The sequence below is a fragment of the Nitrospirillum bahiense genome (assembly GCF_007828025.1).
Classification (GTDB): Bacteria; Pseudomonadota; Alphaproteobacteria; order Azospirillales; family Azospirillaceae; genus Nitrospirillum; species Nitrospirillum amazonense.
The window spans coordinates 187,750-202,943 of the sequence record NZ_VITO01000011.1; the positions used below are offsets into that span (position 1 = coordinate 187,750).

At 67.4% G+C, this 15,194-nt stretch carries 13 protein-coding genes and 1 riboswitch; of the genes, 9 read left to right on the top strand and 4 right to left on the bottom strand.

All coding sequences use genetic code 11. The annotated features are described in order from the left end of the window. Positions 1-13 precede the first annotated feature (13 nt). The 5 genes from FBZ88_RS17425 to FBZ88_RS30325 all read left to right on the top strand — a co-directional run bounded on the left by FBZ88_RS17425 (position 14) and on the right by FBZ88_RS30325 (position 6,322). A complete protein-coding gene (locus FBZ88_RS17425) occupies positions 14-943 on the top strand; it encodes a hypothetical protein (protein WP_145618477.1) in 930 nt (309 codons plus the stop codon). Continuing rightward, on the top strand, positions 940-1,728 hold the full coding sequence (locus FBZ88_RS17430) for a glycosyltransferase family 2 protein (protein ID WP_145618478.1): 789 nt from the start codon (positions 940-942) through the stop codon (positions 1,726-1,728). Before FBZ88_RS17425 ends, FBZ88_RS17430 begins: the two co-directional genes overlap by 4 nt. A 201-nt stretch (positions 1,729-1,929) precedes the next feature. Then, complete coding sequence (locus FBZ88_RS17435) at positions 1,930-5,187, top strand: nSTAND1 domain-containing NTPase (protein ID WP_186464462.1); 3,258 nt, start codon at positions 1,930-1,932, stop codon at positions 5,185-5,187. Positions 5,188-5,193: 6 nt separating this feature from the next. Next, positions 5,194-5,607, top strand: coding sequence for a hypothetical protein (locus FBZ88_RS17440; protein WP_145618480.1), 414 nt, complete (start codon positions 5,194-5,196; stop codon positions 5,605-5,607). 214 nt (positions 5,608-5,821) lie between these two features. After that, positions 5,822-6,322, top strand: coding sequence for a response regulator transcription factor (locus FBZ88_RS30325; protein WP_186464463.1), 501 nt, complete (start codon positions 5,822-5,824; stop codon positions 6,320-6,322). 97 nt (positions 6,323-6,419) lie between these two features. Here the strand turns inward: FBZ88_RS30325 and FBZ88_RS17450 are convergent, their stop codons facing one another. After that, a complete protein-coding gene (locus tag FBZ88_RS17450; protein ID WP_145618481.1) occupies positions 6,420-7,049 on the bottom strand; it encodes a histidine phosphatase family protein in 630 nt (209 codons plus the stop codon). A gap of 1 nt (position 7,050) precedes the next feature. Continuing rightward, a riboswitch (cobalamin riboswitch) is annotated at positions 7,051-7,229 on the top strand. A gap of 19 nt (positions 7,230-7,248) precedes the next feature. Here FBZ88_RS17450 and FBZ88_RS17455 point away from each other — a divergent pair. The 3 genes from FBZ88_RS17455 to FBZ88_RS17465 all read left to right on the top strand — a co-directional run bounded on the left by FBZ88_RS17455 (position 7,249) and on the right by FBZ88_RS17465 (position 9,271). Beyond that, entirely contained in the window at positions 7,249-7,467 is a 219-nt protein-coding gene (locus tag FBZ88_RS17455; protein WP_145618482.1) for a CbtB domain-containing protein, read from the top strand. Between the two features lie 21 nt (positions 7,468-7,488). After that, positions 7,489-8,313 carry a CbtA family protein gene (locus FBZ88_RS17460; protein WP_145618483.1) on the top strand — a complete coding sequence of 275 codons (825 nt, stop codon included), beginning with the start codon at positions 7,489-7,491 and terminating at the stop codon, positions 8,311-8,313. Positions 8,314-8,416: 103 nt separating this feature from the next. After that, positions 8,417-9,271, top strand: coding sequence for an EamA family transporter (locus tag FBZ88_RS17465; RefSeq protein ID WP_145618484.1), 855 nt, complete (start codon positions 8,417-8,419; stop codon positions 9,269-9,271). A gap of 22 nt (positions 9,272-9,293) precedes the next feature. Here the strand turns inward: FBZ88_RS17465 and FBZ88_RS17470 are convergent, their stop codons facing one another. Together FBZ88_RS17470 and FBZ88_RS17475 are read right to left on the bottom strand one after the other, a co-directional pair. Then, the gene (locus FBZ88_RS17470; protein ID WP_145618485.1) at positions 9,294-11,672 is read right to left on the bottom strand and encodes a YbcC family protein; all 2,379 of its coding nucleotides are present in this window, start codon (positions 11,670-11,672) and stop codon (positions 9,294-9,296) included. 26 nt (positions 11,673-11,698) lie between these two features. Next, a complete protein-coding gene (locus FBZ88_RS17475; protein ID WP_145618486.1) occupies positions 11,699-13,240 on the bottom strand; it encodes a proton-conducting transporter transmembrane domain-containing protein in 1,542 nt (513 codons plus the stop codon). A gap of 120 nt (positions 13,241-13,360) precedes the next feature. On the opposite strand from FBZ88_RS17475, the gene FBZ88_RS17480 reads away from it, so the two are divergent. Continuing rightward, a complete protein-coding gene (locus FBZ88_RS17480) occupies positions 13,361-14,257 on the top strand; it encodes a LysR family transcriptional regulator (protein ID WP_145618487.1) in 897 nt (298 codons plus the stop codon). 32 nt (positions 14,258-14,289) lie between these two features. Here the strand turns inward: FBZ88_RS17480 and FBZ88_RS17485 are convergent, their stop codons facing one another. Then, positions 14,290-14,685: an IS110 family transposase gene (locus FBZ88_RS17485; protein WP_145618488.1), complete on the bottom strand. Its 396-nt coding sequence runs from the start codon at positions 14,683-14,685 to the stop codon at positions 14,290-14,292. Positions 14,686-15,194: the final 509 nt, after the last annotated feature.

The window sequence follows — 15,194 nt, forward strand, 5'->3', positions numbered from 1 at the left end:
AGGGGACAACTCCATGGAAAAGCTGGGCAATCTTCTTGTATACGAATGGAATTCATGGCGCGGCTATCTCATCAGCCATCTGGCGGGGGCGCACTGCGCGGCGCAATGGGATGACGACTGGACAGTGTTGGAAGCCGCCTGCGGCCCCGGCATCGACACGGTGCTGTTCCACCACTGCCTGTCGCACGCCGCCTTGTTCCCGCGCCAACGCCCCGCTTTTGAGCGGGAGCTGGCACGGCGGGGCATCCGGGTGCTCAACGCCGGCCTGGCGGACATGCGCAAGCGCACGCTGCACGGCATGCTGGACCGCGCCGGTCTCAGAAGCGCGCGCGCGGCCCGCCAAGGGCCGGACGACCAGTTCCTCTTCATCAAGACGGACCTGAACTATGGCGGCAAGGCGGAGCGGGCGCTGCCCGCCGAGTTGCAGCCGCTGTTTTCCGCCGCAGCCGACTGCCCCATCCGCGGCTGGGACGACTATCGCCTGATGCGCCGCGACGAAGTGGAGCCCGGCTGGTGGGACAACCCGGATCTGGTCATCGAGAATTTCATCGCCCATGACGACACCCTGTACCGCGTCTACGGCTGCGGCGACGCGCTGGTGTGCATCCGGGCGCACAGCCCGGACCTGATCAAGAAAGAGGATGAGCGGCCGGAAGACACATGGGTTTACATCGATCGCCGGCAATTGACCCCGGCGATCGGCGACCACGGCGGCTTTCCCCGGGATTTGTGGCGGCAACTCGCCGGCTTCGTCGCCCAATATCCTTTCGACTATTTCTGCCTGGACGTCATCCATGACGGCACCCGGCACACCATCATCGACCTGAACCTGACGCCCTATTACGCCCCGCACCCGCCCAAGGCGGGGTGGTTCGCGTTCCTGCGACGCGGCCTGCGGGAGTTGACCGCCGGCCGCGCCACCCTGATGGAGGTCGCCCGATGAAGACCGTGTCCGTCCTGATCGCCGCCTTCCGCGCGCGCCCCTGGCTGGGCGACTGCCTCGACGCCGTGTTCGCGCAAGCGCTGCCCCCCGGCTGGCGCCTGCAGGTGCTGCTGGGCGTGGATGGCTGCGACGACACGCTGGACTATGTCAGGACGGCGCCGTACCCGGCCCTGCAGGTCGTGCACCTGCCGTGTAATCGCGGCACCTACGTCACCTTCAACACCCTGATGCCCTACGCCGAGGGCGACCTCATCGCCCGTTTCGACGCTGACGACGTGATGCTGGCCGACTATCTGGCGGAACACATCGAGGTGCTGGAGGGCGGCGTGGACCTCAGCATGTCGTGGAGCGTGTACACGGACGAGACACTGCGGCCGACCGCCATCGTGCCCGCCCTGCCGGACTACCGCCCCCAGAACGGGCAACGGCGCAAAGGCACGGACGGCCAGTTCGTCGCCAGGCGGCAGATCTGGGACAGCCTCGGCGCCTTCCGTGCCTGGACCTGCGGCGCCGATACCGAGTTTGTGATCCGGGCGCAGGCCGCCGGCTTCCGCACGACGGTCCTGGAGAAGTTCCTCTACCTGCGCCGCACCCACGGCGCTTCGCTCACCACCCATGCCGCGACGAATTACGAGTCCGACATGCGCATGCGCCTGCAGGCGCTGACCATTCAGTACCGCGACGACTATGCCGCCGGCACCCGGCCGGTGGCTGTCGAGGCGGAGGTCGAACCGACCGCCCTCCTGCTTCGGTGTGCCGATCTGGGCCTGCGGGTAGCGTCCTGATCTCTCCGCTCCCGGAATCTGCGCAAAGCGGATGATATTCGCGAATGAGCTACGCCTTTGGAATAGTTTTGTCGCTGGAGTTGTAATATGCGGTTATACTTACGCCCGTTCCGTAGAGGGTGTGACCGCAGGCCCCTTCGGAAAGTTGATGTAACCAGAAGGGGAGCTGTCTTTTACGACAGCGAGGGGCTGCCCGTGAAGGTGAGGCGCTTTCAATTCGGCGACTGGCAAGTGGATGCGCAAGCCTGCGTGCTGTGGCGCGAGGATGAGGGGACGCAAGTCCAGGTCGAGCCCCGCGCCCTGGATGTTCTGGTGGCCTTATGCCTGAATGCCGGCAAAATACTGAGCGCGGAAGACTTGCTGCACCTGTGCTGGGACGGTGTCGCCGTCGGTGAGAACCAGGCGCAAAAGGCTGTCGCCCAACTGCGGAGGGCCCTGGGCGACAGCGTCAACGCCCCCCGCTATATCGAAAACCTGCGCAAGCGCGGCTATCGCACCATTGCCCCGGTCATTTTCGCGCCGCACCGCGAGTCCGATACGCTGGCGGAAACCTGGGCCCGGGAATCCCCCTATGTCGGCCTGACGCCCTTCGGTGCGGGTCACGCCTCGGTGTTTTTCGGACGCGACGCGGCCATCGTGCGGCTGCGCGACGTGCTCGCCAGCCAGTTGCCAGGCGGCAGGGTCTTCGTGCTCATCCTCGGGGCCAGCGGCAGCGGCAAGACCTCCTTGGTCCAGGCCGGCTTGCTGCCGGCGCTGATGCGCGCGGGGGCGGCACTCCACGTTGCGGATGCCACCGTCCTGGATCTGGGCGCCATCGGCGCGGTGCCGCTATTGACGGCATTGGGCGGCGCCTTGCTGGACCTGGATGGCGATGGGGAGCCGCTGTTCGCGGGCCGCAGCGCCGAGCAGTTGGGCCAGAGCCTGATCGAAGACGGGCAGAGCGCCCAAGATGGGGTCGCGCCCGCCGATGGCCGCTTCGTTCTATTTGTTGATCGGCTGGAGGCCTTGTTCAGCAGCGCCTTCGCCAGCGGCTTGCAGCGGCAGCAGTTCCTGGCCGCGCTCGACCGGCTGTCCCGTGGCGGCCAGGTCATGGTCATCGCCGCCTGCCGCAACGACTTCTATCCCGAGGTGGTGGGCGAACCGCTGTTGATGGAGGCCAAGGCGGCGGGTGGGCACTTCGACCTGACGCCGCCCAGCCGGGCGGAAATCGGCCAGATGATCCGTCTGCCGGCGGAAATCGCCGGCCTCAGCTTCGGCGGGGACACGGACGGCCGTGAGCGTCTGGATGACCTGCTGTGCGAGGCAGCGGCCCACAGCCCCGATGCCCTGCCGCTGCTGCAATACACCCTGCAGCAACTCTACTTGTTGCGCAGCCCGACGCGCGAGCTGACCCTGGCCGCGTATCGCGACTTGGGCGGCATCGAGGGGGCCATCGGACGGCGGGCGGAAACGACGCTGGAGGGCCTGTCGGCCGGTGCCCAGGCGGCGTTGCCCCGCATCTTTTCCCTCATCGTCGCCCTCAGCGCCATTGACGATGCCGTGCGCGGCGTGCTGGCCCGCTGGTCAGACCTGAGGTCCGATGACGAGCGCGCCCTGGTGCAGGCCCTGGTGGACGAGCGCCTGTTCGTCAGCCGGGTGTCGGGCGGTGAGGCCGTCTTCGGCGTCGCCCATGAGGCGCTGCTGCGGCAGTGGCCCCGCGCCGTGTCATGGATTGCTGAGCACCGTCAGGCCCTGCGCGTCCGCAGCCAGCTGGAAGGGCTGGCCCGGCAATGGGCGGCGGAAGGCCGGCGGTCCGACCGCCTGTTGCGGCGGGGCAAGCCGTTGGAGGAGGCGCGCGACCTGCTGAGCGGGGGCATCGTGCCTGTGGGCCCCGACGTGAACGCCCTGGTCACCGCCTCCGCCCGCCACGTCAAGCGGGCCGAGCGTCTGCGCCTGGGCGCCCTGGCCGCCTTCGCCGCCATCGCCCTGGTCGCCGCCTTCCTGGGCCTGCGCGCCGGCCGGGCGGAAAAGGTGGCGGCGCTGCGCCTGCAGGAGGCGGAGGATCTGGCCGACTACATGCTGGACGAACTGGCCGACAAGCTGCGGCCGCTGGGCCGGCTGGACCTGCTGGATGGCGTAGCGCAGAAGGCGTTGGGCTACCTCACCACCGACGACCCCGGCCGCATCCCCAGCGCCGCCCGCCTGCGCCAGGCCAAGGCGCTGCAAACCCTGGCGGACGTAGACCGCTCCCGCGGCAACGTCGACGCGGCGCTGAAGGCCTTGGGCCAGGCGGAGAGCTTGCTGCAGGCCGATCTGGTGGCCGGAACGGTAGATACGGACGTGCTGAAGACTTCAGGCCTAGTCGCCTTCTGGTTTGGCCAGATCGCGCTGGATCAAGGCCGGCTTGAGGACGCGTTGCGCCAGGTGCTGCAATATCGCGACTTTGCCCAGCGCCGAATGCAGCTGCAGCCTGATGAGCCGGACGCCTGGATCGAGCTTTCCTATGCATTGAGTTGTCTGGGTGGGCTGCAAATACGAAACGGAAATGGTGACGCGGCCGCAACCAGTCTTAATGAATCAATCGCATTGAAACGGCGCGCTTTGTTGGCCCACCCGGAAAATATGTCCCTCCGGGTGGAACTGGCGAACAGTATTTCTCTGCTCGCGAATGCTCAGGCTGAGCGGGGAATGCTGGAGGCTGCGGCTGATCTTTACGACCAGCAGCGCGAGGTGTTGGACGAAGTGAGGCGCCGGGAACCGAACGCTCCGGTCTGGTCGTTCCGCCTGGCGGTGGCTAATCGACTGAAAAGCGCCCTTCTTGTGGCCCAAGGCAAAACGGAACCTGCTCTCGTCGGCTTGAATCAAGCGATGGAACAGATCGAAGACAGCCTGCGCAAGGAACCGGAGAATCAACGGTGGCGGGTCACCCGGTTGGAAATCCGCTTGCTGAGCGTGCGCGCGGAACTGGCCCTTGGGAAGGCCCTGATCCTACTGCCGGATATACTCAATATTGAGGCTGAGGTTGAGCAGATGCTGGGGACCAATCCCACGGATGATTTGCTCCAGCGTCAGAAAGCTCAGGCTCTGCTCCTCCACGGTATCGCCTTGGCCGCCGGGGGGGGATTGGACGCGGCACGACTGAAAATCGATGAAGCGGCGGGAATCGCCCGCGTATCAGTGGATCGTGACCGGAAGGACAGGCTCCGATCTATCCTCCTGTCCAGCACATTGCTTGCCGAAGCGGAGATCGATTTGAAGCGCGGCGCCGATGAGGCCGCGAAGCAGGCCTGCCAGGATGCGGTTGGCGTTCTGCGCGCCATCGCCCCTTCAAGCAATGACTTTCGTGTTCTCGACCCTTGGGTCCGCGCCAATCGGTGTGGCGGAGACCAGGGTGCGGCGGATGCTGGTGCCCGGATCCTGGATCAAATGGGATATCGGGAAGTGGACTATCTAAAAACTTCAATCAAGCAGAAGGAGTGATATAAGATGTCAGAGAAAGAGATTCCCTCTGGACAGATCGAAATATCAATTAGAATTGAAAGTAACCCAAAAAAGGGTGGTAAGTATATTTGGTATTATAACGGACTATCATCTTCAAGTTTCTCAATACGGGTTCCTCCTGATGTCGGGTATATCAAATTCACTTTGGATGATGCTACACAGTCCAGGTTTGTGTTCAGGTCCCCTGACATTACCCAATTCGAGGGTTATACGGACTTGGCGGCGGACTATACGGATAGCTGCGTTACCGTGACTGACAATCAGGCGAACCAGAATTACGCCACGGTCGGTGAGATTCTTTTGAACGCTGAGGCGGTCGTCAACGGTGTCGGCACCGGCCAACTGATCTCATCCGATCCAGAATTTACCAATACCGGCGGCGAGTTCTGTCCTTCCTAGCCCATAAAGCCATAAGCCAGATGAAGTCCGGCCCGGTCCTGCTTAAGGTCCGGGCCATTTCCCTTCCGGCCAAGCGCATCGCTCGTTAAAAACATTCCTATTGTTATTCAATAGGTTATCATCCGGCAAGATAACAGAAGGAAGAATTCTTCCGGTCGCTGGCAAGGTGGTTGGGCCGTTGGCGCGGGGGCGTCACGGCGACGACAACCCACCGATGGGCCAGCACATCATGAATCGTTATACCACCCGAGAGCGCCAAGTCCTGGACCTGACCGGGCAAGGCCTGACCAGTTCGCAGATCGCCGCCACGCTGGGCGCCTCGGAACTGACCATCCGCAAGCACCGCTCCAACATCATGCGCAAGGCGGGGCTGACCTCGACCGCGCAACTGATCGCCTACGCCCGGGATGTCACCGCGCCGCAACTACCGCCGCCAGCGTTGGCTTGGGATGTCCTGGGGCCGCGCGAGGCGGAGGTGGTGCGCTACGTCGCGGCCGGCCTGACCAGCAAGGAAATCGCCCGCCTTATTGATATCAGCCCACGCACTGTCCAGAAGCACCGGGAACGCGCGGGTGAAAAGTTGGGGGTGCATACACTTCAGGAAATCATCATCCGGGCCCAGTCGTCGCCGGACGTCCGGTCCGCCAATCAGCTGGGGCCTTCGCCAGGCGAAGGCGGAAGCACCCCGAACTGTGATTCCGTCTGTCGAGCGTGAGTGAACAACACGAAGGATCGGGCTGCCCGGATCTCCATCTCGGCAGGGGGAAGGTCCGGAACTGCAGCCAACTCCAGCCGATGACGCCGCCAAGCTTTCATGCCGGGTCGCGTAAAGGCCGGGGCAGGGTCAGCGCGTCCACTCCCGTGGCGCGCACGGCCCAGCGCCGGTGCCAGCGCAGATCGGTCAGCGACAGCGGCACGATGTCCAGCCGCCAGAAGGCTCGCGGCGGCGCCTCCAGCACGATTGCCACCGCCATGCGGATCACGGCCGGGTGGGTGACGGCCAGGGTGTGTCCCTCCGCCGTCCCATGCTCCAGCCACAGCGCCACCCGCGCCCGCAGCTGCGCCAGCGACTCAGCCCCATGGGGGCGGGCCTCCGGATCGCCCAGCCAGGCGCCCACCGCGTCCGCCTCATGGGCCGACAGGTCGGCCAGGCTGCGGCCCTGCCAGGCGCCCACGTCCAGGTCGGCGAGGCCCGTGTCCTCATGCGCCTCCACACCCAGGGCGCCGGCCAGCGCGTCCGCCGTCTGCCGCGCGCGGGTTTCAGGCGCCGTCCAAAGGCGATCCACCTTGCGCAGGGCACGTACCTCCGCCAGCAGGGCGGCCTGGGCCAGGCCTGCCTCCTCGGCCGCGTCGTCTGCGCGTGGGAAGAGGGCGTCACGCTGGGCCCGGGTGGGGGCGTGGGCCAGCAGGGTCAGGCGGCCAATGACATTGGGGGCTGTCATGGAGATAGTCCTTGAATGCGGTGCGGCCCCTCCCTACCATCAACGGATCGCCCGCGCATGGGGGAAGCCGGTGCAAATCCGGCACGGTCGCGCCACTGTAACCGAACGCCGAAGCCTTTCCAGGGCGTGCGGAAGCCAGACCCCCCGGCGCATGACACAGACCGCATACGGGACGCGTAATCCCAGGGAGCGTTTTTTCATGGCCCACGCCACTACCCATTCCGGCACCCCCGCCGTTGCCCTGCCGGTGATCTCCGCCGCTGAACTGCTGCCCTGGGCCGTGTTCGGCGGGCTGCTGCTGGTGCTGATGGTCTATTTCGTGGGGGCGGAGCAGGGCGCCACCTCCATGATCCAGGGCCGTGAGGTGCATGAGTTCGTGCACGACGCCCGCCATTTGCTGGGCTTCCCCTGCCACTGAGGCGGGCGGACCCTCGCCATCATGGTTGGAATTTATCTCGCCCGCGGGATGCTCATCGGCATCCTGGCGGGTTTGCTTGCCTTCGGCGTGGCCACGCTGATTGGCGAGCCGCCGGTCGAACGCGCCATCGCCTTCGAGGCGGCCCAGGCGACGGGGGGGCATGGGCATCATGACGCGGCCGCCACCCCTGACACCGTTGAGGCGGGGCACAGCCATCATCATCATGACGCCCAGGCGGCGGATGAGGAGGAGGAGCTGTTCAGCCGCGGCACGCAGGGCGGCTGGGGCCTGCTGACCGGCTTGCTGGTCTATGGCGCCGCCGTGGGCGGGCTGTTCGCTCTGACCTATGCCTACGCCCAGGGCCGCATGGGCACCCTGGGGCCTCGTGACCTGGCCGCCGTCCTGGCCCTGCTGGGTTTCCTGGCCGTGGTTCTGGTGCCAGCCTTCAAGTATCCGGCCAATCCCCCGGCGGTGGGCAATCCTGACACCATCCAGCAGCGCACCGCCCTGTTCTTCATCCTGCTGATCCTGTCCGTCACCGCCATGGCGGCGGCCGTGGTCACCGCCCGCCGGTTGGCCGCCCGCTGGGGTACCTGGAACGCCGGCTTCGCCGGCGGCGCCCTGTTCCTGGCGGTCATGATCGTGGCGGGATACGCCTTGCCCGAGGTGAATGAGGTGCCGGAGACATTCCCGGCCCAGCTGCTGTGGCGCTTTCGCATCGCCTCCTGGGGCATCCATGCCGCCCTGTGGGCGGCGCTGGGACTTGGCTTTGGCTGGTTGTGCGAACGGGCGCAGTCCCGTGATCTTCAGGCCCTGCGCCGGGGTGACCGGCCGGCGCTATTCTGACATCGATAATGCCACGCCGGGCAGCCATTCATGACCGGTCGATGACAGCGGTCCGCCGCCAACCGTAGAAATGGACGCTCCCGTCGCAGGATCGCTCCATCCCATGTCCATCGCCGTCTTCGCCATCGTCCTGTTCGCGGCCCTGCTGCATGCCAGCTGGAACGCCCTGGTCAAGGGGGCGGGGGACAAGCTGATGGCGGCCGTCCTGGTGGCGGGCGGCGCGGCCCTCATCGCCATCGTGACGCTGCCCTTCCTGCCCCTGCCGGCGGCGGCCAGCTGGCCCTATCTGGTGACGTCCAGCGTCCTGCAGATCCTCTACCTGACCCTGGTTGCCCGCGCCTATCACGTCGCGGACATGAGCCAGACCTATCCCCTGATGCGGGGGACGGCGCCGCTGCTGGTGGCGCTGGTCAGCGGGCTGTGGCTGCATGAGGCGCTGTCCCTTCATGCCCTGCTGGGGGTTGGTGTGATCTGCGCCGGCATCCTCAGCATGGCGTGGATGGGCCGGCGCGGCGGGCCGGGCCTGACGGGGGGCGGCACCACCGGCACCCGGCTGGCCCTGCTGACCGCCCTGGTCATCGCCGGTTACACCCTGGTTGACGGCCATGGCGTCCGTCTGTCGGGCGCGCCCGCGTCCTATGTGCTGTGGGGTGTGCTGCTCAACGGTTTGCCGCTTGTGGCTTGGGCGTTGCTGGCCCGGCGCCGGACATTCCTGCAGCATGTTATCCGCCAGTGGCCGCGGGGCCTGGTGGGCGGCGCCGGCACCCTGATCTCCTACGGCCTGGCCCTGTGGGCCATGACCGTGGCGCCCGTCGCCGTCATCGCCGCCCTGCGCGAAAGCTCCATCCTGTTCGGCACCGCCATTGCCGGCCTGGTGCTGAAGGAGCGGGTGGGCCCTCGCCGCCTGGCCGCCGCCTGCCTCATCGCCGTGGGTGCCATGGTGTTGCGCCTGGCGTGAGGCGGGCGGCGGAACGATCGCCTCATGCGGCGCGGGCCAGCGCGGCCTCGTCCCAGCCGGTGCCGCGATGCCAGCGCGCGGTGATACGCCCGCGTTCCAGGGCGAACAGGGTCAGCCAGCCGTTATCGAACAGCGACCGCACCTGCTCGTGGCGGGCCAGCACCTCGGCGATCGCGTGCCGGGGCGCCTCCACCAGGACCGACAGGCGCAGGGGCGTGTGGACCAGGCGCTCGCCGTCGTGGACGGCTTGCCAGGGCAGGCCGGTGCGCAGCATGCCGCCGTTGCCCTCCACCACGCCGATGCCGGCGGTGACATTGTGGATCAGCTTGTCCCCGCCGCCGAACAGTGTGGGTGCCACGGCCGATCCGTAATATTGCAGGCTGATCCAGCTGGCCACCACCACCGGCGCCGTCAGGATCAATTCCAGGGTGGCGAAATCACAATCCTCCCGCCAGTCGTAGGAATGCAGGAAGGCCCGGCCCTTCAGGTCGCCGGAGGCGGTCACGGCGCGCGGGGCGGCGACGAAGGCGGCGCACCCGGCCAGCCCCCATTCCGGCCGGATCTCGGCCCAGTTGCGGGCGCGGGCCGACAGCGATGCCGCACTGGCGCCGGGAAGGCGTGCCGCCCGTTCCAGACGCACCTGGCGCCCCGCCCTGTCCAGCCAGTCGCGGGCGCGGCGGATGTCCGCTTCATGATCCCGGCCGGCGCCATCGGTATAAAGGGTGACGCGATCGGTGACCGTGTCATGCAGGCCGGCCAGGAACAGGGTGTCGGCCGGCAGATCGATGCCATAGGCGGGCAGGCCCGCCCGCGTCTCCGGATCGTTCAGCAAGCCCGCCAGCAGGCGGGCGGAGACGTTGCCCGGATGACCGCCGCAGGCGCCGCAGTGATAGGCGCTGTGGTGCGGATTGTTGTGCAGCGTCGCGCCATGGCCGATCAGCAGCACCAGCCGCGCATGATCCTGGATCAGCGACATGGCTTTCAGCACCTGTGCCGCAGTCGCCGCCTTCACATCCGCCGGCAGGGCGGGCGTAAAGGCCGGCGCCGTGTCGGTCGCCCGTGCCCGGCCCAGCCCCAGGGCGTCACGCAACAGCTTCACAGCGTATAGGGGCCCGGCCGATTCCACGAAGGCGAAGGAGGATACCGCCGCCTGGCGGAACCGTCCCAGCGCGCGGGCAGAGCGGGCGGCGATGCGCCGCTGCCGGTCCTGGGCGGGTGGCAGGGGGATGCTGGAGTGCAGGCGGGGCGGCAACAGGACGGGCAGCCGTGCCTCCCTCAGGTCGGACGCGGCCGGACGGTGGTCCACGGGCAGGCCGAAGAAGCCGGCGAAGCCCAGCGTGCCGATGCCGGTGTCCTGGCTTTCCAAGGCCCGCCGGAACGGTTCCGACCGCACGTCGATGCAGAACGCGGCCTGCAATAAGGGCCGGTCCCCGGGAGTGGCCGTATCAGCTCCCCGCAGCACCGTGTCCAGCTCCCGCTGATAGGCCATTTCCGCCGCGTGCTGCAGGATGGTGTCGGCCACCAGGTCGGCGTCCGGCGTCACCGGCTGCGCGTGGGCGGCCAGCACCTCCGCCCAGGCCGGGGCCACCGCCGGCACATGGGCCAGCAGGGCCTCTTCCCACACCAGGCGGATGGCCAGAAGGTCGGCCAGCGTACCGTCGCCATCGTCCGCCAGCTCGGCCTGCCACTGCAGCCAGCGCGCATGCTGGGCCCAGCCCCCAAGGTCGGTCAGCAGCCGGTGGAAGGCCGTCTCCGCCGCGTCGGCCGTGAGATCCAGCGCGGCGGCGGCGCGCAGCAGGGCGCGGCCTGGGGTATCCGGGCATTGGGCGACATGACGGCAGAACCCCGTCAGGCCGGCCAGCTCGGGCGTCAGGTCATGGGTTGCCCATTCCCGCCAGGCGGCGAAGGCCGATGATCCCGGGGCCGGCGTCCACAGGGCCTGTCCCCGGTCGAAATGACCCGCCGCCCAAAGCCCCAGGCAGCGGCGGATGATAGCGGGCCAGTCGGTGCCGGTGGCGCGCGCCGCCAGATCCGCGATGGTGGGCAACGCCTGCGGCGTGGGCTGGTCCTGATGGGCCAGTGCCGTCAGGGCGGTCCCGTCGGCCGGCTTGCCCGGATGGGGGCAGGCGGCCAGTGCCGCCGCCAGGTCGCCGGCGGTGATCTCCCCCTTGGCGATCATGGCGGCGTAATCCGCGCGGCTGCGGGTCAGGCGGACCCCGGCGACACGGGCCAGCCGGGCGGCGGCCTGCGCCAAATCTTCCCCGGTCTGGCCCAGGAAGGGATTGACGGCCACCGTGGCGTCCAAGGGAAAGGCGGGCGGGATGGCGCGCATCGCCGCCTCGGCCGCCGCGAACAGGGCCTTGGCCGGTGCCGGCGCGATGTCGGGCTGATCGTGGAACATGGTGTCGTCTCCCGTGGTGACTGTCGTCAGGACCGGACGGCGCGGAAGCCGCCGATCAGGCGGTCGAGTGCGGCGTTGAGATAGAACCCGTTGGCGATATGGACTCGCAGGCCCGCCGCCGCCGGATGGTGGGCCCAGTGGGGGAACAGCGCCTGCGCCACCGCCACCCCGCAGAAGGAGGTGACGGTCAGCCCGATCAACGCCCATTCCAGCGCCCCCGCCACCGGCGGGGCGGGCAGGGTGCCACCGCCCGCATGCACCGCCAGCGCCTGCAGCCCGAAGTAGGAGAGGGTGACGGCGGTGGAGGCGACCAGCGTGCGCTGGGTCAACGCCCGGGGTGCTGCGTCCGCCAGCCCCTGCGCCACCAGGTAGCCGACCCCCGTTACCAGGATCAGGCCCAGGGCCAGCGCCTGCGGCGGTTTCGGCCCGGCCAGCAGGGTGAAGCCGACGGCGGCCAGACTGTAGAGAGCCAGCGCCAGCCCGAAGGCGCGGATCACCGCCCCGACACCGGGGGTCGCCACCGGACCGGGGCGCCGGGAGGCCTGCACCGCCCGGATGGCCCCGCCGGAGGACAGGAAGGCGTGCGCCTTGTAGAGCGAGTGCGCCAGGATGTGCAGCATCGCCACCGGCCACAGGCCCAGCCCGCACTGCAGCAGCATGAAGCCCATCTGCGCCACCGTGGACCAGGCCAGGGCCGTCTTGACCGCGCCCTGTGTCAGCATGACCAAGGCGCCGAACAGGGCGGTGAACCCACCCAGCATCACCAGTGCCGCCATGGCCTCCGGGCTGGCCTGCACTAGCCAGGCCAGGCGGATCAGCAGGAGCCCGCCGCTGTTGATGATGCCGGCATGCAGCAGGGCCGACACAGGCGTCGGCGCCTCCATCACCTCGGTCAGCCAGCCATGCAGGGGGAAGGCCGCCGTCTTCAGCAAGGCGGCCAGGACCAGCAGGCCCGCGGCCCCCTGCGCCGCCGGGAGAAGCGGTGCCAGCCGGGCGGCGGCTTCGATCGTCGCGATGTCCATGGTGCCATAGGCCAGCCACAGCAGGCCGGTGGCCAGGATCAGCGCGGCGTCGCCGGCCCCCCAGACCAGGGTGAATTTCGCGGCCGCGCGACGCGCCGGCGCCCGGTCGGGGAAGAACAGCAGAAGCTGGCGCAGCACCAGGCCGATGGCTGCCAGCGCCGGCACCAGCAGCGCCAGGCTGCCGGCCTGCACCTGCAGCAGCACCAGGCCCAGCACTGTCAGCATCAGGGCATGGAACCACCCCTCCCGGGCGGCACCATCCAGGTAGGTGCGGCTGTAGCGGATCACCACCCAGCCGATGAAGGCGACGGTCGGCGCGACCAGGGCGTTGACGACATCCAGGCGCATCAGCGGCCCGTCATACCCCCCTCCCTGGCCCACCCCCAGGAACGCGAACCGCGCCGCGCCGGCCAGGCATAGTGCCAAGGCGGCCAATGCCGCCCCCTCGGCGATCAGGGGAATGGGCCGGGGGCGCCGGCCGGGGCGCAGCAGGGCGATGGCTGCCGCGGCCAGCAGCACGGCCGGGGCAAGGCTCGACAACGGCATCGAACTCTCCAGGGAAACGCGGCCCAGGATTGGAACGCAGGCAGGAGATAGCTCTTGCGCGAATTCCAGAAAATTACATCTTTTAAAGAAGTACGTTCTATTTATTGGAATGGTCTCGGCATGGCTTCACTCAACTTGCACCATTTGCGCTTGTTTCGCGCCGTCGCCGCCGAGGGCACCGTGACCGGGGCCGCGCGGCAGTTGAATCTTTCCCCCTCCGCCCTATCGACCCAGCTGCGCACGCTGGAGGACAGCCTGGGCCACCCCCTGTTCGAGCGCCGGGGGCGCGGCCTGATCCTGACGGAGGCGGGACGTATCGCGCTGGACCATGCGGTGGCGATCTTCCGTTTGGCGGAGGACCTGTCCGCCACCTTGCGCAATGCCGGCGGCGGGCAGCGTGCGCTGCGCGTCGGGGCGCTCGCCACCCTGTCGCGAAACTTCCAGATCGGCTTCCTGCGGCCCCTGCTAGGCAGGCCGGATGTGGAGGTCGTGCTGCGTTCCGGCTCCCAGGGCGAACTGCTGCGCGGGTTGGACAGCCTGGCGCTGGACGTAGTGCTGACGAACCTGGCCCCGCCCCGCGATGCCGCCAGCCCCTACCTGATCCATCGCCTGGATGAACAGGCGGTCAGCCTCATCGGCACACCGGCCCGGCTTGGCCCTGCCCCGGGCGACGATTCCAGCGGCGGCGTTCCACTGGCGACCCTGCTGACCCGCCACCCCCTGATCCTGCCCACCTTGGAAACTGCGCTGCGGGCGACGTTCGACGCGCTGGTGGCGCAGCTGGGCATCCCGGTGCGCATCGCCGCCGAGGTGGACGACATGGCCATGATCCGTCTCATGGTGCGTGAGGACGCCGGCCTGGCCGTCATCCCCCCCATCGTGGTGCGGGATGAGTTGAGCAATGGCGAGTTGGTGGAGGCCGGGCGCCTGCCCAGCGTGGTCGAAAGTTTCCTGGCTGTGACGCTGGAGCGCCGCTTCCCCAACCCGCTGCTGGCGGAGTTGTTGACCAGGGGCTGAGGACGGTCCGTCATGCTGGTGGATCAGCGCGATCAAAGACGCCGCAGAGACGCGCCCGTCCGGGATAGCGCGTTGATCAGCTGCGCCCACTGCCTCACAAAACACTGATGGGTCCGGAAGGTGACCGGCCGGGCTTGATGTTTCGCGCTCTTCACCGCAACGAAATGAAGGTTCGGGTGGCGGGCTGCTTCCGGGATCGCCTTGGCGTCCGCCGCGTCGCTCTTCTGCCGCTTCACGAACGGCTTCACGTCAATCGGCGGGATCAGCCGAACCTCATGCCCCGCACCTTCAGCAATCTGGCCCCAGTAGGGGCTGTTCGAGCCTGCTTCCATTGCAACGATGCAGTGAGGCTGCCCCGTCAGAAACGCTATCAGCGTCTGCCGTGAAAAAGCGTGGTTGAACAATACCTTGCCGGAAAAGTCCGGCATGCGGACCTGGAAAATGCCGCTTGGTCAGGTCTATCGCCACCAAGTACGTCGTGGTCAGGCGCCATCCATAACGATGGCCAGCAGACATCATCGCCTGATCCGCCGATGCCGGAGAAGGAGGGCATCAACACCATCAGTTCAGTATGCTCGTTTAACGATAAAGCCCTTCACATGTCCGCGAGAATCGAGTCAATGGGTTCGGAAGCTCTGATGTTGTGATTAAAACTGACAAGATCACATAACCCGTACTGGTGACAATTTCTGACAATGGTCTAATCGGGAGATTTACAATAGTTGTAAATCCAGAAGATTACATTGACAGCCTACCAGGGACTATATCAGAAGATTATCCCGCTCCTGCCCAATTGGGGGACAGAGCAGTTATCTGGTGAATCTCCGGGGCGCTGTAAGGGTTGGCGTGTCAAGTACGGAATTGTTCGCTCCGGCTTATCTGAGCCGGAGCCGTCCGCTTTTCGTGTCCGTGCCCCGCGCAGTGCAAGCCGATGGTT

What these genes read in the sequence shown, in the direction of transcription:
- FBZ88_RS17425 (WP_145618477.1), top strand. Translation starts at nt 14, where the DNA reads ATGGAAAAGCTGGGCAATCTTCTTGTATACGAATGGAATTCATGGCGC.
- FBZ88_RS17430 (WP_145618478.1), top strand. Translation starts at nt 940, where the DNA reads ATGAAGACCGTGTCCGTCCTGATCGCCGCCTTCCGCGCGCGCCCCTGG.
- FBZ88_RS17440 (WP_145618480.1), top strand. Translation starts at nt 5,194, where the DNA reads ATGTCAGAGAAAGAGATTCCCTCTGGACAGATCGAAATATCAATTAGA.
- FBZ88_RS30325 (WP_186464463.1), top strand. Translation starts at nt 5,822, where the DNA reads ATGGGCCAGCACATCATGAATCGTTATACCACCCGAGAGCGCCAAGTC.
- FBZ88_RS17450 (WP_145618481.1), bottom strand. Translation starts at nt 7,049, where the DNA reads ATGACAGCCCCCAATGTCATTGGCCGCCTGACCCTGCTGGCCCACGCC.
- FBZ88_RS17455 (WP_145618482.1), top strand. Translation starts at nt 7,249, where the DNA reads ATGGCCCACGCCACTACCCATTCCGGCACCCCCGCCGTTGCCCTGCCG.
- FBZ88_RS17460 (WP_145618483.1), top strand. Translation starts at nt 7,489, where the DNA reads ATGGTTGGAATTTATCTCGCCCGCGGGATGCTCATCGGCATCCTGGCG.
- FBZ88_RS17465 (WP_145618484.1), top strand. Translation starts at nt 8,417, where the DNA reads ATGTCCATCGCCGTCTTCGCCATCGTCCTGTTCGCGGCCCTGCTGCAT.
- FBZ88_RS17470 (WP_145618485.1), bottom strand. Translation starts at nt 11,672, where the DNA reads ATGTTCCACGATCAGCCCGACATCGCGCCGGCACCGGCCAAGGCCCTG.
- FBZ88_RS17475 (WP_145618486.1), bottom strand. Translation starts at nt 13,240, where the DNA reads ATGCCGTTGTCGAGCCTTGCCCCGGCCGTGCTGCTGGCCGCGGCAGCC.
- FBZ88_RS17480 (WP_145618487.1), top strand. Translation starts at nt 13,361, where the DNA reads ATGGCTTCACTCAACTTGCACCATTTGCGCTTGTTTCGCGCCGTCGCC.
- FBZ88_RS17485 (WP_145618488.1), bottom strand. Translation starts at nt 14,685, where the DNA reads ATGCCGGACTTTTCCGGCAAGGTATTGTTCAACCACGCTTTTTCACGG.